The sequence below is a fragment of the Escherichia sp. WS1451 genome (genome assembly GCF_046487365.1).
GTDB classification, from domain to species: Bacteria; Pseudomonadota; Gammaproteobacteria; order Enterobacterales; family Enterobacteriaceae; genus Escherichia; species Escherichia coli.
On record NZ_JBJQJP010000004.1, the window covers coordinates 150,626 to 168,944 of the forward strand.

The window sequence follows — 18,319 nt, forward strand, 5'->3', positions numbered from 1 at the left end:
CAGTTTCTTACTACGCCTTATCTCCCTTTGCGTTATAGTGATTCGATAACAAAAGCAGGAGATAACCATGTTAAAAGTGGAAATGTTATCCACCGGGGATGAAGTGTTACACGGGCAAATCGTTGACACTAACGCTGCCTGGCTGGCCGATTTTTTCTTTCACCAGGGGTTGCCATTATCTCGCCGCAATACGGTGGGGGATAACCTTGATGACTTAGTCACCATTCTTCGCGAACGGAGTCAGCACGCCGATGTGCTGATCGTTAACGGCGGGCTGGGGCCGACCAGTGATGATTTAAGCGCACTCGCCGCTGCGACAGCAAAAGGTGAAGGCCTGGTGTTGCATGAAGCCTGGCTCAAAGAGATGGAACGCTATTTCCACGAACGTGGACGAGTAATGGCACCGAGCAACCGTAAACAAGCGGAGCTACCTGCCAGTGCTGAATTTATCAATAACCCGGTAGGCACCGCCTGTGGTTTTGCCGTGCAGCTTAATCGTTGCCTGATGTTCTTTACTCCCGGCGTACCGTCAGAATTTAAGGTGATGGTCGAGCACGAAATCCTGCCGCGCCTGCGCGAGCGTTTTTCTTTACCGCAGCCGCCGGTTTGCCTGCGTTTGACTACCTTTGGTCGTTCGGAAAGCGATCTGGCACAAAGCCTGGACACTCTACAATTGCCGCCGGGCGTAACAATGGGCTATCGCTCTTCTATGCCGATTATCGAACTGAAACTCACCGGACCGGCAAGCGAGGAACAGGCGATGGAAAAACTGTGGCTGGACGTTAAACGTGTTGCCGGACAGAGCGTGATTTTCGAAGGCACCGAAGGACTGCCCGCGCAGATCAGTCGCGAATTGCAGAGCCGCCAGTTCAGCCTGACGTTGAGCGAGCAATTCACCGGTGGTTTATTGGCTTTGCAACTTTCTCGCGCAGGTGCTCCATTGCTGGCGTGTGAAGTAGTTCCTTCACAGGAAGAAACCCTGGCGCAAACTGCGCACTGGATTACAGAACGGCGTGCCAACCATTTTGCCGGGCTGGCACTGGCTGTTTCGGGTTTCGAGAACGAGCATCTCAACTTTGCGCTAGCCACGCCAGACGGCACTTTCGCTCTGCGTGTGCGTTTCAGCACTACACGCTACAGCCTGGCTATCCGTCAGGAAGTGTGCGCAATGATGGCACTGAATATGCTGCGCCGTTGGTTAAACGGCCAGGACATCGCCAGTGAGCATGGCTGGATTGAGGTTGTTGAGTCCATGACCTTATCTGTCTGATTCCGCCACTCTGTGCCGGTTTACTGCACCGGCACATTCCCCCTCCGGCAAAATTTGTCCAACCTGTTGTACTCAATAAGAAAAAATCCGTGCGCTGATTCACAAATTTGTGCGTAATTTCTCCAGTCCGCTGGACGAGGTGCGGGATTTGATGCGCTTCACAATTTTACTCCCCCTGAGCAACGAGACTGATTCCAGTATCTAAGACTGGAGTCCAGTATGTTGGAATCAAGCAAAGTTCCCGCCCTGACACGGGCTATTGATATTCTCAATTTGATTGCCCGCATTGGCCCCTGTAGTGCTGCGACGATCATTGACACATTGGGGATCCCTAAAAGCACGGCCTATTTGCTGCTTAATGAACTCAGGCGTCAGCGTTTTCTTAGCCTTGATCACCAGGAAAATTTTTGTTTGTGGACCAGGCTGGTGGAGCTTTCCGGTCATGCGTTAAGCAAGATGGATCTTAGGGAGCTGGCGCGACCACGCCTGACGCAACTGATGGATACCACCGGGCTGTTATGCCACCTTGGGATCATCGATAACGGTAGTGCTTATTACATTCTGAAAGTGGAGTCTTCAGCCACCATCAGCGTGCGTTCCCATGAAGGGAAAAGCCTTTCGCTTTATCGCTCTGGCATCGGGAAATGCCTTCTTGCCTGGCAACCAGCCGCTGTACAGCAAAGTATTATCGAAGGGCTGATCTGGGAGCAGGCGACACCCACAACGATTACTCATCCACAGCAACTTCACGAAGAACTGGCGCGTATTCGCCGTCAGGGCTGGAGCTATGACAACGGCGAAGATTACGCCGATGTCCGTTGTGTCGCTGCGCCGGTTTTTAACGCCAATAACGAGCTTACCGCTGCGATCTCGGTGGTCGGTACCCGCTTACAAATCAATGAAGAATACCGTGATTATCTGGCGGGCAAGGCCATTGCCTGCGCCAGGGATATTTCACGTCTGTTGGGATGGAAAAGTCCCTTTGACTTACAGGCCTCATAACAATGGAGAACAGCATGACCCTACCAAAAATCAAACAGGTTCGCGCCTGGTTTACTGGCGGTGCGACAGCAGAAAAAGGCGCTGGCGGCGGTGATTATCACGACCAGGGGGCGAATCACTGGATTGACGATCATATTGCCACCCCGATGAGTAAATACCGCGATTATGAGCAGTCACGCCAGTCATTTGGCATTAACGTTCTTGGCACGTTGATTGTTGAAGTCGAAGCAGAAAACGGCCAGACCGGATTCGCCGTTTCGACAGCCGGTGAAATGGGCTGTTTTATTGTCGAAAAACACCTTAACCGTTTCATTGAGGGTAAATGTGTCAGTGATATCAAACTGATCCACGATCAAATGCTCAATGCCACCCTGTATTACTCCGGCTCTGGTGGCCTGGTGATGAATACGATTTCCTGTGTCGATCTGGCTCTGTGGGATCTGTTCGGCAAAGTGGTCGGGCTTCCGGTTTATAAACTTTTAGGCGGCGCAGTTCGTGATGAGATTCAGTTCTACGCCACAGGTGCGCGTCCGGATCTGGCAAAAGAGATGGGCTTTATCGGTGGCAAAATGCCGACGCACTGGGGGCCACATGATGGCGATGCGGGGATCCGCAAAGATGCCGCTATGGTCGCGGATATGCGTGAAAAATGCGGTGAGGATTTCTGGTTAATGCTCGACTGCTGGATGAGTCAGGACGTGAACTATGCCACCAAACTGGCCCACGCTTGCGCGCCCTATAACCTGAAATGGATCGAAGAGTGCCTGCCGCCACAGCAGTATGAAGGTTATCGCGAACTGAAACGCAACGCACCAGCGGGGATGATGGTCACCAGCGGTGAGCACCACGGCACATTGCAATCTTTCCGTACGCTTTCAGAAACCGGTATCGACATTATGCAGCCGGATGTTGGCTGGTGCGGTGGCTTAACCACGCTGGTGGAAATTGCCGCAATCGCCAAATCCAGGGGGCAACTGGTGGTGCCGCACGGTTCGTCTGTTTACTCCCACCATGCGGTGATCACCTTCACCAATACGCCATTCAGTGAATTCCTGATGACCAGCCCGGATTGTTCAACGATGCGTCCGCAATTTGATCCGATTCTGCTTAATGAGCCGTTTCCGGTGAATGGTCGTATTCATAAATCAGTGCTTGATAAACCCGGTTTCGGCGTCGAACTCAATCGTGACTGCAATTTGAAACGCCCCTACAGCCACTAATCACTCCGGGCGTTGCTGTGACAACGGTAACGCCCACATATTCTAAGGAGCTTTTTATGAGCACCGCTTTGCTTGACGCCGTGGTGAAGAAAAACCGCGCGCGTTTAATTCCGTTTATGTTGGCGCTGTATGTGCTGGCGTTTCTCGACCGTTCGAATATCGGTTTTGCCAAACAGACCTACCAGATTGATACCGGGCTGAGTAATGAAGCTTATGCGCTGGGAGCAGGCATTTTCTTTGTGGTATACGCGTTTCTGGGGGTTCCGGCGAATCTTTTGATGCGCAAACTGGGGGCAAGAACCTGGATTGGTACGACAACACTGCTGTGGGGATTTCTTTCGGCAGCCATGGCATGGGCCGATACTGAAGCGAAATTTCTGATCGTTCGCACTCTGCTTGGTGCTGCGGAGGCTGGGTTTTTCCCTGGTATGATTTATCTCACCTCGCAATGGTTTCCGCAGCGTAATCGCGCCAGCATTATGGGGCTGTTCTATATGGGCGCACCGCTGGCGTTAACACTGGGATCACCGCTTTCTGGCGCGCTGCTGGAGATGCATGGATTTATGGGGCATCCCGGCTGGTTCTGGATGTTTGTTATTGAAGGATTGTTGGCAGTCGGCGCTGGGGTATTCACATTCTTTTGGCTTGATGACACACCGGAGCAGGCACGTTTTCTGAGTAAAGAAGAAAAAACGTTGCTTATCAACCAACTGGCAAGTGAAGAACAACAGAAAGTGACTTCCCGACTGAGCGATGCGCTGCGTAATGGGCGAGTCTGGCAACTGGCGATTATCTACCTGACCATTCAGGTAGCGGTTTACGGATTAATTTTCTTCCTGCCGACCCAGGTTGCTGCATTGCTGGGGACAAAAGTGGGCTTTACGGCGTCGGTGGTCACCGCCATTCCGTGGGTTGCGGCCTTGTTTGGAACCTGGCTTATTCCGCGCTATTCCGATAAAACCGGCGAACGGCGTAATGTCGCAGCGCTGACATTACTGGCGGCGGGCATTGGTATTGGTCTGTCCGGGCTGCTTTCTCCAGTACTGGCGATCGTAGCGCTGTGTGTTGCAGCCATCGGGTTTATTGCCGTGCAGCCGGTGTTCTGGACGATGCCGACACAACTGCTTTCCGGTACGGCGCTGGCTGCGGGGATTGGTTTTGTAAACCTGTTTGGTGCAGTGGGCGGGTTTATTGCCCCGATCCTGCGCGTGAAAGCAGAAACGTTATTTTCCAGCGATGCGGCGGGATTACTGACGCTGGCAGCGGTGGCGGTCATCGGTTCGCTGATTATTTTCACTCTGCGTGTAAATCGCACTGTTGCGCAGACCGACGTGGCACATCATTAAATAGGTTAAGGAACACGATGAACGCATTATTAAGCAATCCCTTTAAAGAACGTTTACGCAAGGGCGAAGTGCAAATTGGTCTGTGGTTAAGCTCGACTACTTCTTATATGGCAGAAATTGCCGCCACCTCCGGTTATGACTGGTTGCTGATTGACGGGGAGCACGCGCCAAACACCATTCAGGATCTTTATCACCAGCTACAGGCGGTAGCGCCCTATGCCAGCCAACCCGTGATCCGTCCGGTGGAAGCCAGTAAGTCGCTGATTAAACAAGTCCTGGATATTGGCGCGCAAACTCTACTGATCCCGATGGTCGATACTGCCGATCAGGCACGTCAGGTGGTGTCTGCCACGCGCTATCCTCCCTACGGTGAGCGTGGTGTTGGGGCCAGTGTGGCACGGGCTGCTCGCTGGGGACGCATTGAGAATTACATGGCGCACGTCAACGATTCGCTTTGTCTGTTGGTGCAGGTGGAAAGTAAGACGGCACTGGATAACCTGGACGAAATCCTCGGCGTCGAAGGAATTGATGGCGTGTTTATTGGACCTGCGGATCTTTCTGCCTCGTTGGGCTACCCGGATAACGCCGGGCACCCGGAAGTGCAGCGAATTATTGAAACCAGCATTCGGCGGATCCGTGCTGCGGGTAAAGCTGCTGGTTTTCTGGCTGTGGCTCCTGATATGGCGCAGCAATGCCTGGCGTGGGGAGCGAACTTTGTCGCTGTTGGCGTTGACACGATGCTCTACAGCGATGCCCTGGATCAACGACTGGCGATGTTTAAATCAGGCAAAAATGGGCCACGCGTAAAAGGTAGTTATTGATATCAAAGGCCCATGGGGATCGGCTGTGGGCCTGTGTTAATTAGTGGTTATTCGCTGCCAGATCGGCTTCGCTTAGCTGAGTGGCCGCGAGCACCTGGTCACGATCAATGCCCTGTTCCAGCATGCGCAAGGCAATTTTAATGGCTTGTTCATGCATGCCTTCTAATTTACCCTCCTGCCAGCCAATTTGGTGTCCTTCCTGCCGTAGCCGTTCAGCAATAGTCATTAATCTCTCCTTTTAATAACAGTTCGGAATATCAGCATCAGTGAGTTGGGTTGTCGCCAGCACAATCTCACGTTCAAAGCCCTGTTCCAGCATGCGCAAGGCAATTTTAATGGCTTGTTCATGCATACCTTCTACTTTGCCTTTCTGCAAACCCTCCAACTTCCCCTCCTGCCAACCTTCAATCTTACCCTCCTGCCAGCCAATTTGATGCCCTTCCTGCCGCAGCCGTTCAGCAATAGTCATTAATCTCTCCTTTTGTAGTGGTGAACGTTCGGCAATCTCCTCAATAAAACGGGTGAAACGGGAGGTATCGCCGCATTGCAGCAGATAATTAAACAGCGTTTGTAGCTGGCTGTCATTAGTGAAGCCTCTAACCAAAAGCGTGGTGATCCTGTCGACCATACCGATTAAATCGCGGTCGCGAATATGCTTTTGAATCAGTTCCAGCAGAGCTATACGCCGATGTTGCATGATCTCATCGTCAGGTACGATGGTGATATCCACCAACGGAAAAGCTTCGGTGTACAACTGCCGGGCAAGTTGCGGATCGTCAAACTCATCCAGCCAGTTGAGTGAGTACGGGTAGGGCGAGGTTTCGCCATGATAAAACAGCAATGGTACCACCAGCGGGACTCTGTCATAGCCTTTGTCCAGGTGACGCTGCATGGCGGCAGTGGCATAGCGCATTAGCCGAAAAGCCATATTCTTTTCTGCAGAGCTTTGATGTTCAATCACGCAGTAGATATAACCGTCACCCTCGCTGGTTTCCACAGACCACAAAACATCCGAGTAGTAAGCGCGTAAACTTTTTTCAATAAAGCTGGTGGGTTCCAGGCGTAAGGTTTGCAGGTTGCAAAGCTTGCGCAGCGGCTCTGGTAGATGTATTTCCAGAAAATCTCGCGCCGTATCGGGCGAGAACATAAAGGTTTTAAATACCGCATCATGCGGGGAGGAGGTTGTTGATTCGGTCATGGTTGTCCGTCACCTGATATTTATGATGACGCGACATTACGGTTATCCCGGGCCTTTGACATCTGCCAGTTTCAGCCTTTGCGAGACGTTTTCAGAGGAATTTTCACTGCGTTGCAACGTATACATTGGGCACGGAATCGTGTACGCAAAAATGCCCGGTAACAACATGCTTACCGGGCATCAGAAAGGAGTTTAAGCCAGCGCCTGGGCCAGCAGCGTAATCGGATGTTCGCAGCGAAGGCTTGTCGACATCTCAATCTGCCATTTACAGGTTTCGCAGTCGGTGACCACCAGATCTGCGCCGCTTTCTTCTATCTGGCGGAACAGTGGTGCGCCGATGGCTTGTGAGGTGGGGTAGTTCTCTTTTTTGAAACCGTAAGTACCCGCAATACCGCAGCACTGGGAATCCAGCACCGTTAACTCAAGCCCCGGGATTTTACGCAACAGCTCCAGGGTGTAGAGCGTCCAGCCCATTTTTTCCATATGGCACGGAGTGTGATAAACCACTTTTAGCGGCAGCGGTTTCAGCGGTAACGTTTTGCCTTCGTCCAGCTTGCGCCACAGCCAGCGGGTCGCCAGTTCGATGTGATCGCGCAAGCCTTTGTTGTCGACATTCAGCACTTCCGGGTACTCGTCGCGCAGAGCAAACGTACAGGTCGAGGAGGTAGCAATCACCGGAATGCCTTTTACTCCCACTGCTTCGCGGATCGACTCTACATTTGTGATTGCCTGTTTACGTGCTTTATCGGTAAAGCCGTTGGCGATCAGCGGTACGCCGCAGCATTTTTCTTTGCTGAGCAGTTGTACACCGGTACCCATTGCGTTGAGCACTTTAATTAAATCTTTGCCTAACTGCGGATGGTTGTAGTTAACGAAGCAGCCGTGAAAGAAAGCCACCTGGTCTTTATATTGTGCCTGCTGGGCCGCCACGCTGCGATACCAGCGACGGAACGTACCGAAGGAGTATTTCGGTAGCGTGCGGCGATGATCGATTTTTAACGCCGCATCAAGCAGCTGCCGCACTGGTTTCAGCGAGGTAGCGGTATTGACGATTGGTGCGAATGGCGTGGAAACGCTACCCATCAGGTCGGTATGACTCAACACAAAATTGCGCAGCGACGGGCGTGTGGTGTCATATTTCGCCCGGGCGCGCTGGATGATATCGCCAATCTTCACATCGGACGGGCAGGCGACTTCGCAACGTTTGCAGTTGATGCAATATTTCAGCGCCTCGTCATACAGTGCGCCATCTTTCAAACGCAGACGCTCGCCATCCGGCCCGGCTTGTTTTGGCCCCGGATATCCCGGATTCACCCGGCTCACCGGGCAGGCGGTGGTGCAGACGGTGCACTTAATGCAGTTTTCGAAGCTGGTGTCGTTCATTGTTGGCCTCCTGCGCGTTGGGCAATCTGTTGAGCGGCATGTAAAGCACTGACGGCACAAACACCGCCGCCGCATCCCTGGGCGATGGGATCAAATCCGCCCAGCACCGAACCGATGGCAAACAGGTTCTCAATGGTTTGCCCTGCCTGCGACGGGCGTAGTGCCTCATCAGTGGTTACACCGAACTGCTGCCACGGTTGCGGCGCAAAAAAATCGCCCTTATACCATTCACCCCGCGTGGCGGTTTGTAGCACATCAAGGCCGAGAATCGGCTCTCGAATGCCATCACGTTCCGCCACCAGTCCGCCGCTAAAGAAACTGCCGCTGGCGAGCACGGCAAAGCGTGGACGCAGCGGGATATCGGCGTGATTGCGCGTCCAGATTTCATTTACTACGCCATTTTTACAGGTCACTTTTTTCACTTCATCGCCTGGCATCCACACGCCACCCTGGCGCACAAACTGGCGCTGTAACTGGTTTTGCAGACGAATGCCCAGCACGGAAGGCGGCAGCGTTGGCAAAAGCATCAGTGAACAAGGTAGTTTTTCATTCAACCAATGCCACAGTTTGTCATCGGCCAGGCCGAAGCAGGCGGGCATCAGGATCATTTCGCAGGTATTGGCGACAGGAATAAGCGCATCAAGTAACAGCGGCCAGTTTTCTTCATTATCAAGGAAACGGGCGATATTCACCGCGCGAAACTCGGTGGCGTTGTTGCGCAGGACATCCAGTTCCGGCAGTTCAATTTCAGCGGTTTCAACGGCAAGGTCGAGTTCGCGCAACGAAGCCGCCGCAAGATGCGCCTGAAAATCCATCAGACCGCTAATTCCTACTACACATATTTTCTTCGCGGGCAGCGGCCAGACGGGGACTTCTGGCGCACTTAGCCAGGTTGAGCGCAGAGTGCCGAGTGGCGTAACCCGCTGGTGAGCCAGTTCTACGCTGCCCTGCAATTGTGCACCGCTTTCAGCGATTAATGCCTGCGCCTGGCAAGCGAGATCGAGTACGCGTTGTGGCCCGAGAAGAGTGTAAGGATGGGCAGGTGCCTGCTGACGCAAAGATTCCAGTCCACTGTGAATGTCTGTCACCGGTTGACCATCCGGCAGATGGCTCAGCAAATCCAGCGATCCAGATGAGAAATGCAGCGCGCTTTGACCACGAGTGACAATGGCACAGCGCAGGTCGTGTTTTTGCAGTTGCAGGCCACAGAGTAATCCGGCGAGGCCGCCGCCCATAATGACAGTATCAAAGCGCATCTTTCTGCTCCTTCTCCAGACCACACAGTCCCTGATAAACCCAGCGGGTAAATTCGCTTTCGCGCAGTGCGTCTCCCCATGCTATGGGTTGCACGCCTTTCCAGCGTTCGTTAAGGAAGGTGGAAAGTTGCTCGATAGATTGCGCGGACGTCGTGACGTTAAAACGTTGCAGCAGTCCGGCAGCCCGGCAGGCGCAGAGTTCGCCCTGGCAGGTACCCATCCCTACACGGGTACGACGGCGTAAATCCAGCAGGCTGTTAACGTTTAAATTTTCTACTGCGTACTGCACTTCACCCGCAGTTACCGCTTCGCACTCACATACCAGGCTGCGGTGCAGGCGGCCTTCGCTCAGCCAGGCTGGTGTGCGATCGCCGTGCCGGTAAACTGCGGAACCGCGCAGCGGAGCGGGCAGGGAGATCACTTTGCGCAGCGTGACTTCTGCCGGTTCCTGTGAGCCAGGCAACGGCGTGTCGGCAGTGGTACAGGGGCGCGTGTTGCCCAGCTTGCGACACACCGCGTCAGTAGCCCATTCCGCCATCAGGCGGTAGGTCATCAGTTTGCCACCGGTGATGGTGATAAACCCGTCCAGACCATCGCGTTCAGCATGGTCGAGCAGCACGATGCCACGGCTGACGTTACGTCCGCTCGGATCGTCATCGCTGGCAACCAGCGGGCGTACGCCAGAGTAGGCTCGCAAAATGCGCGTTTTCGCCATCACGGGGGCCAGTTTTTCCCCTTCACGCAGCAGAATATCAACTTCTTCTGCCGTCACTCGATTATCGTCAATCTCGTTGTAATCAATACGTAAAGAGGTGGTGCCAATTAGCGAAATGGTATCGCCAGGCACCAGAATATCGGCGTCAGAAGGTTTACGGCAGCGGTTGATCACATGCTGATTAATGCGGTGATCCATAATCAGCAGCGACCCTTTCGCCGGGAACATGCGAATGCGCAGATCGGCATATTCCGCAATATGTTGCCCCCAGATCCCGGCGGCATTAACCACGACAGGCGCATGAAGTGCCTGGGTTTCGCCGGTGAGGTGGTTACGTACATGAACGCCGCACACCGTCGCGCCTTCACGAATCAGCCCCGTGACTTCATGAGCGGTAAGGATAACGGCACCGTGTTCTTTGGCATCAAGCATATTTGCTGCGGTCAGACGAAATGGATCAACGGTGCCATCCGGAACTTTCACCGCGCCAATCAGTGCCGGGTTAACGGCAGGTTCGATAATGCGCGCTTGCTGCGGGTCTATAGCTTCTGCGCTGATCCCTGCTTCTTCGCAGGCGCGGATAAAAGTGGCCTGGAAGGAGAGGTCATCTTCCGGCAGGGTGATAAACAGGCCGTTGGTCGGTTCAACGCAGTGACGCGCAATGCGTTTCAGGATCTGGTTTTCACTAATACATTCGCGGGCCGATTCCGCATCGGTTACCGCATAGCGCGCACCGCTGTGTAGCAGGCCGTGGTTACGCCCGGTGGCACCGGTTGCGATGTCGTGGCGCTCTACCAAAATCACGCGCAGCCCGCGCAGGGCACAGTCGCGGGCAATCCCGGCTCCCGTTGCGCCGCCGCCAATGATAATCACGTCACTTGATTGCGAGTCGCGAGTTTTCATTGTTATCCCTCTGAAGTTCGTTTTTTACCATTTAGCCATAGTAAAAACATGAATTGTTTGATTTCGCGCATATTCGCTCACAATTCGAAAGTGAAACGTGATTTCATGCGTCATTCTGAACATTTAAACCATCGTATTTAATAATGTGTGCGGTAATTCACATTTAATTTATGAATGTTTTCTTAACATCGCGGCAACTCAAGAAACGGCAGGTTCTCCCACTGAATCAGGCTGTTAATCATAAATAAGACCACGGGCCACGGAGGCTATCAATGTTGAGTATTTTTAAACCAGCGCCACACAAAGCGCGCTTACCTGCCGCGGAGATCGATCCGACTTATCGTCGATTGCGCTGGCAAATTTTCCTGGGGATATTCTTTGGCTATGCTGCTTACTATTTGGTTCGTAAGAACTTTGCGCTCGCTATGCCTTATCTGGTTGAGCAGGGATTCTCACGCGGTGATTTAGGTTTTGCCCTTTCGGGGATCTCGATTGCTTATGGATTTTCGAAATTCATCATGGGTTCGGTATCGGATCGCTCGAATCCGCGCGTTTTCCTGCCCGCAGGTTTGATTCTGGCGGCGGCAGTGATGTTGTTTATGGGCTTTGTGCCGTGGGCGACGTCGAGCATTGCGGTGATGTTTGTACTGTTGTTCCTCTGCGGTTGGTTCCAGGGGATGGGATGGCCGCCGTGCGGTCGTACTATGGTGCACTGGTGGTCGCAGAAAGAACGTGGCGGCATTGTGTCAGTGTGGAACTGTGCGCACAACGTCGGTGGTGGTATTCCGCCGCTGCTGTTCCTGCTGGGGATGGCCTGGTTCAATGACTGGCACGCGGCGCTCTATATGCCCGCTTTCTGCGCCATTCTGGTGGCACTGTTCGCCTTTGCGATGATGCGCGATACCCCGCAATCCTGTGGCCTGCCGCCGATCGAAGAGTACAAAAATGATTATCCGGACGACTATAACGAAAAAGCGGAACAGGAGCTGACGGCGAAGCAAATCTTCATGCAGTATGTGCTGCCGAACAAATTGCTGTGGTACATCGCTATCGCCAATGTGTTCGTTTATCTGCTGCGTTACGGCATCCTCGACTGGTCACCGACTTATCTGAAAGAGGTGAAACACTTCGCGCTGGATAAATCCTCCTGGGCCTACTTCTTCTATGAGTATGCGGGCATTCCGGGCACCCTGCTGTGTGGCTGGATGTCGGATAAAGTCTTCCGTGGCAACCGTGGGGCCACCGGCGTCTTCTTTATGACACTGGTGACCATCGCGACTATCGTTTACTGGATGAACCCGGCAGGTAACCCAACCGTAGATATGATTTGTATGATTGTTATCGGCTTCCTGATCTACGGCCCTGTGATGCTGATCGGTCTGCATGCGCTGGAACTGGCACCGAAAAAAGCGGCAGGTACGGCAGCGGGCTTTACCGGGCTGTTTGGTTACCTGGGCGGTTCGGTGGCGGCGAGCGCGATTGTTGGCTACACCGTGGACTTCTTCGGCTGGGATGGCGGCTTTATGGTAATGATTGGCGGCAGCATTCTCGCGGTTATCTTGTTGATTGTTGTGATGATTGGCGAAAAACGTCGCCATCAGGAATTACTGCAAAAACGCAACGGAGGCTAATGGCATGAAATTGACGCTAAAAAACCTTAGCATGGCGATCATGATGAGTGGAATGATCATGGGAAGCAGTGCAATGGCGGCGGATAGCAACGAAAAAATAGTCATCGCCCATCGCGGTGCCAGTGGTTATTTGCCGGAGCATACGCTGCCAGCAAAAGCGATGGCGTATGCGCAGGGAGCGGATTATCTGGAACAAGATTTGGTGATGACCAAAGACGACCATCTGGTTGTCCTGCATGACCATTATCTCGATCGTGTTACTGATGTTGCCGATCGTTTCCCGGATCGGGCGCGCAAAGACGGTCGTTACTACGCGATAGATTTCACGCTCGATGAAATTAAGTCACTGAAATTTACCGAAGGTTTCGATATTGAAAACGGTAAGAAAGTACAGACTTATCCGGGGCGTTTCCCAATGGGTAAATCTGACTTCCGGGTGCACACTTTTGAAGAAGAGATTGAATTTGTTCAGGGGTTAAACCACTCTACCGGGAAAAATATCGGTATCTATCCAGAAATTAAAGCGCCGTGGTTCCATCATCAGGAAGGGAAGGATATTGCGGCAAAAACGCTGGAAGTGCTGAAGAAATATGGTTACACCGGTAAGGACGACAAAGTTTATTTGCAATGTTTTGATGCTGATGAGCTGAAGCGTATTAAGAATGAGCTGGAACCTAAAATGGGCATGGATCTCAATTTGGTACAGCTGATTGCCTATACCGACTGGAATGAAACGCAGCAGAAACAGCCGGACGGAAGCTGGGTTAATTACAACTACGACTGGATGTTTAAGCCGGGGGCCATGAAACAGGTGGCGGAATATGCTGATGGTATTGGTCCGGATTATCATATGTTGATTGAGGAGACATCGCAGCCAGGTAATATCAAACTCACTGGCATGGTGCAAGATGCTCAGCAGAATAAACTGGTAGTGCATCCTTACACCGTGCGGTCAGATAAGCTGCCTGAATACACTACTGATGTGAATCAGTTATATGATGCTCTGTATAACAAAGCGGGTGTAAATGGGCTGTTTACTGATTTCCCTGATAAGGCAGTAAAATTCCTTAATAAAGAGTAATGCTACTGCAGGATGGCGTTCATGCGCCATCCTGTCTCATATCAAATTTTCCACTCTCCACTAATTGTTCTGTGCACATTTGTAGTAAAAACAGTGGACTGCCTTCTACCGGCTTTTCTTTAGCCAGCAACGAAATCTGTCGATAGAAGGTTGGTTCGAGAGGAACGGAACACAATTCATCTGCAATGGTTTTCAGCGTTAACTCTGGTAATAAGGCGATGCCTAATCCCTGTCGAATAAAACTGATCGCTGTATCCGGGTGATTAAATTCATATTTTATCTGTGGGGTAATATTCTTTTCTTTAAATAGTGCCATAATGCTTAATTCATAGCGTCCTTTACTAATAATTAATGGTTCACCCATTAACTCTTCCACTGTAATAGTGCTGTTTTTTGCCAGAGCATGGTTGGGCGGTAACACTACGGTGAATTTATCCTGATAAATGGGCACGGAGTACATTCCGCTCACCGGAAAATGAACAAAACCGGCATCAATGGATTCATTCTGAAGGGAATCAATAATCGCTGTGCTATTTTCCTCAAAAGGAATAATTTTTATATTCGGATGATGAATTTCAAAGTAGCGAATCACAGCCGGTAAGATACAGGCGCAGACGCTGGGGAAACAACCAAGTCTCAGCGTTCTTTGAGGGTTCTGCTTTTCCTGCTCGGCTATCTCTTTTACTGCGTTCACTTCCCGATTAATGGCGCGCAGATGATGCATAATGCGGTGACCTGCAGAGGTCAGTTGTATAGCTTTACGGCGATCGCGTAACAGTATATTCACGCCAAGTTCTTGTTCGAGGGCAGCAATTGCCTGACTTACCGCCGACTGCGTCATGAACAATCGCTTGCTGGCTTCAGTAAAGCCACCGTAATCCAGCACGGCGAGTAAAGAATTTATTTGGGTAAGAGTCATTAGAGTTTGCTAATCAATAATATTAAAACGATTAATTTCTCTAATAGCATGCCGCCATTTATACTTCTGTTCTGCAAAGTACATCACAATTTGACGCAACCGCAGTAACGGGAGTGTTGTCTGCGTGCGTCATCCTGACAGGCGGTAGGGTATGAAAGAGAAGTTATGGACGAAGGATTTTTGGGCAATAACCATCATCAGTTTTATTATTTTCTTCGTCTTTTATGTTTTACTAACATTGTTGCCAATTTATATCTCAGACCGCTTGCATGCCTCTCCTGATAAAGCAGGTTTGTTGGTGACTTTATTTTTAATTGCCGCCATTGTTATTCGCCCCTTTGCCGGGCAATGGGTGGGCAAATATTCGAATAAAACTATTCTGGGGCTCTCTTCTCTGGCCTTCTTGGTGGTCACTGCGCTGTATCCTTTTTGCCACTCAATTGAATCACTGCTTTTTATTCGGGTGCTTCATGGTATTACCTTCGGGGTTATCACTACGGTAAAAGGAACGATTTCCGCGCGGCTGATCCCGGCCTCCCGACGTGGGGAGGGCATCAGTTTTTTCTCTCTGGCAATGGGGCTGGCAATGGTGGTCGGGCCGTGGATTGGCCTGAATATGGCGCGCTGGGAGGCCTTTAATATGGCTTTCTGGTTATGCACCGGCGTGGCAGCGGTGGGGATTATTCTGTCGCTGATTATGACAGTGCCGCCGGTTATCAGCCATGCTGATGGTTCAACGCCGAAAATGGGCTTCGCCGCCATGTTCGATCGCGCGGCGTTGCCATTTGCGATGGTCACCTTTTTTATGACCTTTTCGTATGCCGGGGTTTCTGCTTTTCTGGCGCTTTATGCACGCGAACTTAACCTGATGTCGGCAGCCAGTAATTTCCTGCTTTGCTACGCTATCTTCCTGATGATCTGCCGTACCTTTACCGGCAATGTCTGCGACAAAAAAGGACCGAAATATGTGGTTTACCCTTGCCTTGTGTTCTTTACGGTAGGACTGGTGGTTCTCGGCTACACCCAGGGAAGCATAATGATGGTTGTTTCTGGCGCATTGATTGGTATCGGGTATGGTTCCGTGACGCCAGTTTTTCAGACGCAGATTATCAGTTCAGTGGAACCGCATAAAATCGGTGTCGCAAACTCCCTCTTCTTCAATGCGATGGATGCAGGCCTGGCGCTGGGAGCCTGTGTGATGGGGATGATGGTTGCACATACTGGCTACCGAATGATTTATCTGCTGGGTGCACTATTAGTGGTTGTGGTTGGTGGAGTCTATGCGCTGCAAATGAAGGGCAAAAGCGGTGTCATGCTAGTAGCGGCAAAAGAAATTCATTAATACGACACGTTTCATTAAGATTTTTCGCAGGTAACCACCTATAGTCATTGTCGTAAATAAAAAATGACAGGCGATAGGGTATGGCAGTTTCAGCAAAGCACGACGAATTTAATCACTGGTGGGCAACAGAGGGCGACTGGGTTGAAGAGCCTAACTATCGCCGTAATGGTATGAGCGGGGTGCAATGCGTCGAGCGCAACGGCAAAAAGCTATATGTAAAGCGCATGACGCATCATCTGTTTCATTCCGTACGTTATCCGTTCGGTCGACCAACGATTGTCCGTGAGGTTGCGGTAATTAAAGAACTGGAACGGGCTGGTGTCATCGTGCCGAAGATCGTTTTTGGTGAAGCGGTGAAAATTGAGGGGGAATGGCGCGCGTTGCTGGTGACGGAAGATATGGCGGGGTTCATAAGTATTGCTGACTGGTATGCCCAGCATGCAGTAACACCTTATTCTGACGATATTCGGCAAGCCATGTTGAAAGCTGTGGCGATGGCGTTTAAGAAAATGCATAGCGTTAATCGTCAGCATGGCTGTTGCTATGTTCGCCATATCTATGTGAAAACAGAAGGTAAGGCAGAAGCTGGATTTCTTGACCTGGAGAAAAGTCGTCGCCGCTTGCGTCGTGATAAAGCGATTAATCATGACTTCCGCCAACTGGAAAAATATCTGGAGCCGATCCCTAAAGCGGACTGGGAGCAGGTGAAAGCGTATTACTACGCCATGTAATCGTTGTAGGCCAGATAATACGCGTAAGCGTCGTATCTGGCGCTAGTACCCGATCACAACTCGATTTCAATATCGCCTTTTGCCCGGCAACAACAGGGCAAAATTTCCCCCGGCTGAATAAAGGCTAACGGTTCGGCAATCCAGTCCACCTGGCCTGCAACAAGGCGTGTGCGACAGGAACCGCAGTAACCTTCGCGGCACTGATACTCAACCGCCACATTGTGGGATTCCAGCGCCGCCAGAAGGGAAGGGTGTTCATCCTGGCACAGCAGCTGTGTGCCAGTGATGCGCAGGGTAACGCGGGCCATCAGAGCTGGAAGTTACTCAAATCGTCGGTGTCCACTTCCGCGTCAATCTGCCCGACCAGATAAGAACTCACTTCCACTTCCTGCGGAGCAACCTGTACGTTATCAGACACCAACCAGGTGTTGATCCACGGGATCGGGTTGGAGCGCGTCTGGAACGGCAGATCCAAACCGACTGCCTGCATACGGATATTGGTGATGTATTCAACGTACTGGCAGAGGATGTCTTTATTCAGACCAATCATCGAACCATCACGGAACAGATAATCCGCCCAGTCTTTCTCTTGCTGTGCCGCCTGGACAAACAGGTCATAGCACTCCTGCTTACATTCTTCGGCAATTTCCGCCATCTCCGGATCATCCGCGCCGCTGCGCAGCAGATTCAGCATATGCTGGGTGCCGGTCAGGTGCAGGGCTTCGTCGCGGGCAATCAGGCGAATAATTTTGGCGTTACCTTCCATCAGTTCGCGTTCTGCAAAGGCAAAGGAACAAGCAAAGCTGACGTAGAAGCGGATCGCTTCCAGCGCGTTAACGCTCATCAGGCAGAGATACAGTTTTTTCTTCAGCTCGCGCAGGCTAACGGTTACGGTTTTACCGTTAACGGTGTGGGTGCCTTCGCCCAGCAGATGCCAGTAGCTGGTCATTTCGATCAGTTCATCGTAATAGCTGGAGATCCCTTCCGCACGTTTCTGGATCTGCTCGTTGGTGACGATATCGTCAAAGACAACTGACGGATCGTTAACGATATTACGGATGATATGGGTATAGGAGCGGGAATGAATCGTTTCTGAGAACGCCCAGGTTTCTACCCAGGTTTCCAGTTCCGGGATCGAGATCAGCGGCAGCAGTGCCACGTTCGGGCTGCGACCCTGAATGGAGTCCAGCAGCGTCTGATATTTCAGGTTGCTGATAAAGATGTGTTTTTCGTGTTCAGGTAGTGCCTGGTAATCGATACGGTCACGAGAAACGTCAACTTCTTCCGGACGCCAGAAGAAAGAGAGCTGCTTTTCGATCAGCTTTTCGAAGATGTCATATTTTTGCTGATCGTAGCGAGCCACGTTGACCGGCTGACCAAAGAACATCGGTTCTTTCAGCTGATCATTTTTCGTCTGTGAAAAGGTGGTATATGCCATGAATGTGTCCTGTTGGGAGTTTAATGCCGGATAAGGCATTTTACGCCGCATCCTGTGCCTGAT

The 18,319-nt window shown here is 51.6% G+C and carries 16 protein-coding genes and 1 pseudogene; 9 read left to right on the plus strand and 8 right to left on the minus strand.

The window, feature by feature from the left end:
* Positions 1–67: 67 nt before the first annotated feature.
* From ACJHX7_RS07780 to yfaU, 5 genes are all read left to right on the plus strand, one after another.
* Positions 68–1,270 (plus strand): nicotinamide mononucleotide deamidase-related protein YfaY, encoded by a 1,203-nt coding sequence (locus ACJHX7_RS07780; protein ID WP_094029692.1) that lies wholly within the window; start codon positions 68–70, stop codon positions 1,268–1,270.
* 219 nt (positions 1,271–1,489) lie between these two features.
* Positions 1,490–2,272, plus strand: a complete 783-nt coding sequence (locus ACJHX7_RS07785) for an IclR family transcriptional regulator (protein WP_000894183.1) — start codon at positions 1,490–1,492, stop codon at positions 2,270–2,272.
* Between the two features lie 14 nt (positions 2,273–2,286).
* Positions 2,287–3,492 carry an L-rhamnonate dehydratase gene (gene rhmD, locus ACJHX7_RS07790; protein ID WP_094029722.1) on the plus strand — a complete coding sequence of 402 codons (1,206 nt, stop codon included), beginning with the start codon at positions 2,287–2,289 and terminating at the stop codon, positions 3,490–3,492.
* A gap of 56 nt (positions 3,493–3,548) precedes the next feature.
* Positions 3,549–4,838, plus strand: coding sequence for an MFS transporter (locus tag ACJHX7_RS07795; RefSeq protein ID WP_012311861.1), 1,290 nt, complete (start codon positions 3,549–3,551; stop codon positions 4,836–4,838).
* Positions 4,839–4,855: 17 nt separating this feature from the next.
* A complete protein-coding gene (gene yfaU / locus ACJHX7_RS07800; RefSeq protein ID WP_000992957.1) occupies positions 4,856–5,659 on the plus strand; it encodes a 2-keto-3-deoxy-L-rhamnonate aldolase in 804 nt (267 codons plus the stop codon).
* 40 nt (positions 5,660–5,699) lie between these two features.
* Here yfaU and ACJHX7_RS07805 read toward each other — a convergent pair.
* From ACJHX7_RS07805 to glpA, 5 genes and pseudogenes are all read right to left on the minus strand, one after another.
* A pseudogene (locus ACJHX7_RS07805) lies at positions 5,700–5,897 on the minus strand (hypothetical protein); the annotation flags it as partial.
* Positions 5,898–6,857, minus strand: coding sequence for an ISNCY family transposase (locus tag ACJHX7_RS07810; RefSeq protein ID WP_000140535.1), 960 nt, complete (start codon positions 6,855–6,857; stop codon positions 5,898–5,900).
* Between the two features lie 192 nt (positions 6,858–7,049).
* Complete coding sequence (gene glpC / locus ACJHX7_RS07815; protein ID WP_001000377.1) at positions 7,050–8,240, minus strand: anaerobic glycerol-3-phosphate dehydrogenase subunit GlpC; 1,191 nt, start codon at positions 8,238–8,240, stop codon at positions 7,050–7,052.
* Positions 8,237–9,496 (minus strand): glycerol-3-phosphate dehydrogenase subunit GlpB, encoded by a 1,260-nt coding sequence (gene glpB, locus ACJHX7_RS07820; RefSeq protein WP_001209880.1) that lies wholly within the window; start codon positions 9,494–9,496, stop codon positions 8,237–8,239. The genes glpC and glpB overlap by 4 nt, the downstream gene beginning before the upstream one ends.
* Positions 9,486–11,114: an anaerobic glycerol-3-phosphate dehydrogenase subunit A gene (glpA, locus tag ACJHX7_RS07825; RefSeq protein ID WP_000857239.1), complete on the minus strand. Its 1,629-nt coding sequence runs from the start codon at positions 11,112–11,114 to the stop codon at positions 9,486–9,488. Before glpA ends, glpB begins: the two co-directional genes overlap by 11 nt.
* Before the next feature lie 272 nt (positions 11,115–11,386).
* On the opposite strand from glpA, the gene glpT reads away from it, so the two are divergent.
* Positions 11,387–12,745, plus strand: a complete 1,359-nt coding sequence (gene glpT / locus ACJHX7_RS07830; protein WP_000948724.1) for a glycerol-3-phosphate transporter — start codon at positions 11,387–11,389, stop codon at positions 12,743–12,745.
* Between the two features lie 4 nt (positions 12,746–12,749).
* A complete protein-coding gene (gene glpQ / locus ACJHX7_RS07835) occupies positions 12,750–13,826 on the plus strand; it encodes a glycerophosphodiester phosphodiesterase (protein WP_000779074.1) in 1,077 nt (358 codons plus the stop codon).
* A 19-nt stretch (positions 13,827–13,845) separates the two neighbouring features.
* Here the strand turns inward: glpQ and ACJHX7_RS07840 are convergent, their stop codons facing one another.
* Positions 13,846–14,745: a LysR family transcriptional regulator gene (locus tag ACJHX7_RS07840; protein ID WP_000176733.1), complete on the minus strand. Its 900-nt coding sequence runs from the start codon at positions 14,743–14,745 to the stop codon at positions 13,846–13,848.
* Positions 14,746–14,896: 151 nt separating this feature from the next.
* Between ACJHX7_RS07840 and ACJHX7_RS07845 the strand changes: the two genes are divergently transcribed.
* Entirely contained in the window at positions 14,897–16,087 is a 1,191-nt protein-coding gene (locus ACJHX7_RS07845) for an MFS transporter (RefSeq protein ID WP_094029693.1), read from the plus strand.
* Positions 16,088–16,167: 80 nt separating this feature from the next.
* Positions 16,168–16,818 carry a lipopolysaccharide kinase InaA gene (gene inaA / locus ACJHX7_RS07850; protein ID WP_094029694.1) on the plus strand — a complete coding sequence of 217 codons (651 nt, stop codon included), beginning with the start codon at positions 16,168–16,170 and terminating at the stop codon, positions 16,816–16,818.
* 53 nt (positions 16,819–16,871) lie between these two features.
* Here the strand turns inward: inaA and yfaE are convergent, their stop codons facing one another.
* The gene (yfaE, locus tag ACJHX7_RS07855; RefSeq protein WP_000135039.1) at positions 16,872–17,126 is read right to left on the minus strand and encodes a ferredoxin-like diferric-tyrosyl radical cofactor maintenance protein YfaE; all 255 of its coding nucleotides are present in this window, start codon (positions 17,124–17,126) and stop codon (positions 16,872–16,874) included.
* A complete protein-coding gene (nrdB, locus tag ACJHX7_RS07860; protein WP_000332036.1) occupies positions 17,126–18,256 on the minus strand; it encodes a class Ia ribonucleoside-diphosphate reductase subunit beta in 1,131 nt (376 codons plus the stop codon). Before nrdB ends, yfaE begins: the two co-directional genes overlap by 1 nt.
* Positions 18,257–18,319: the final 63 nt, after the last annotated feature.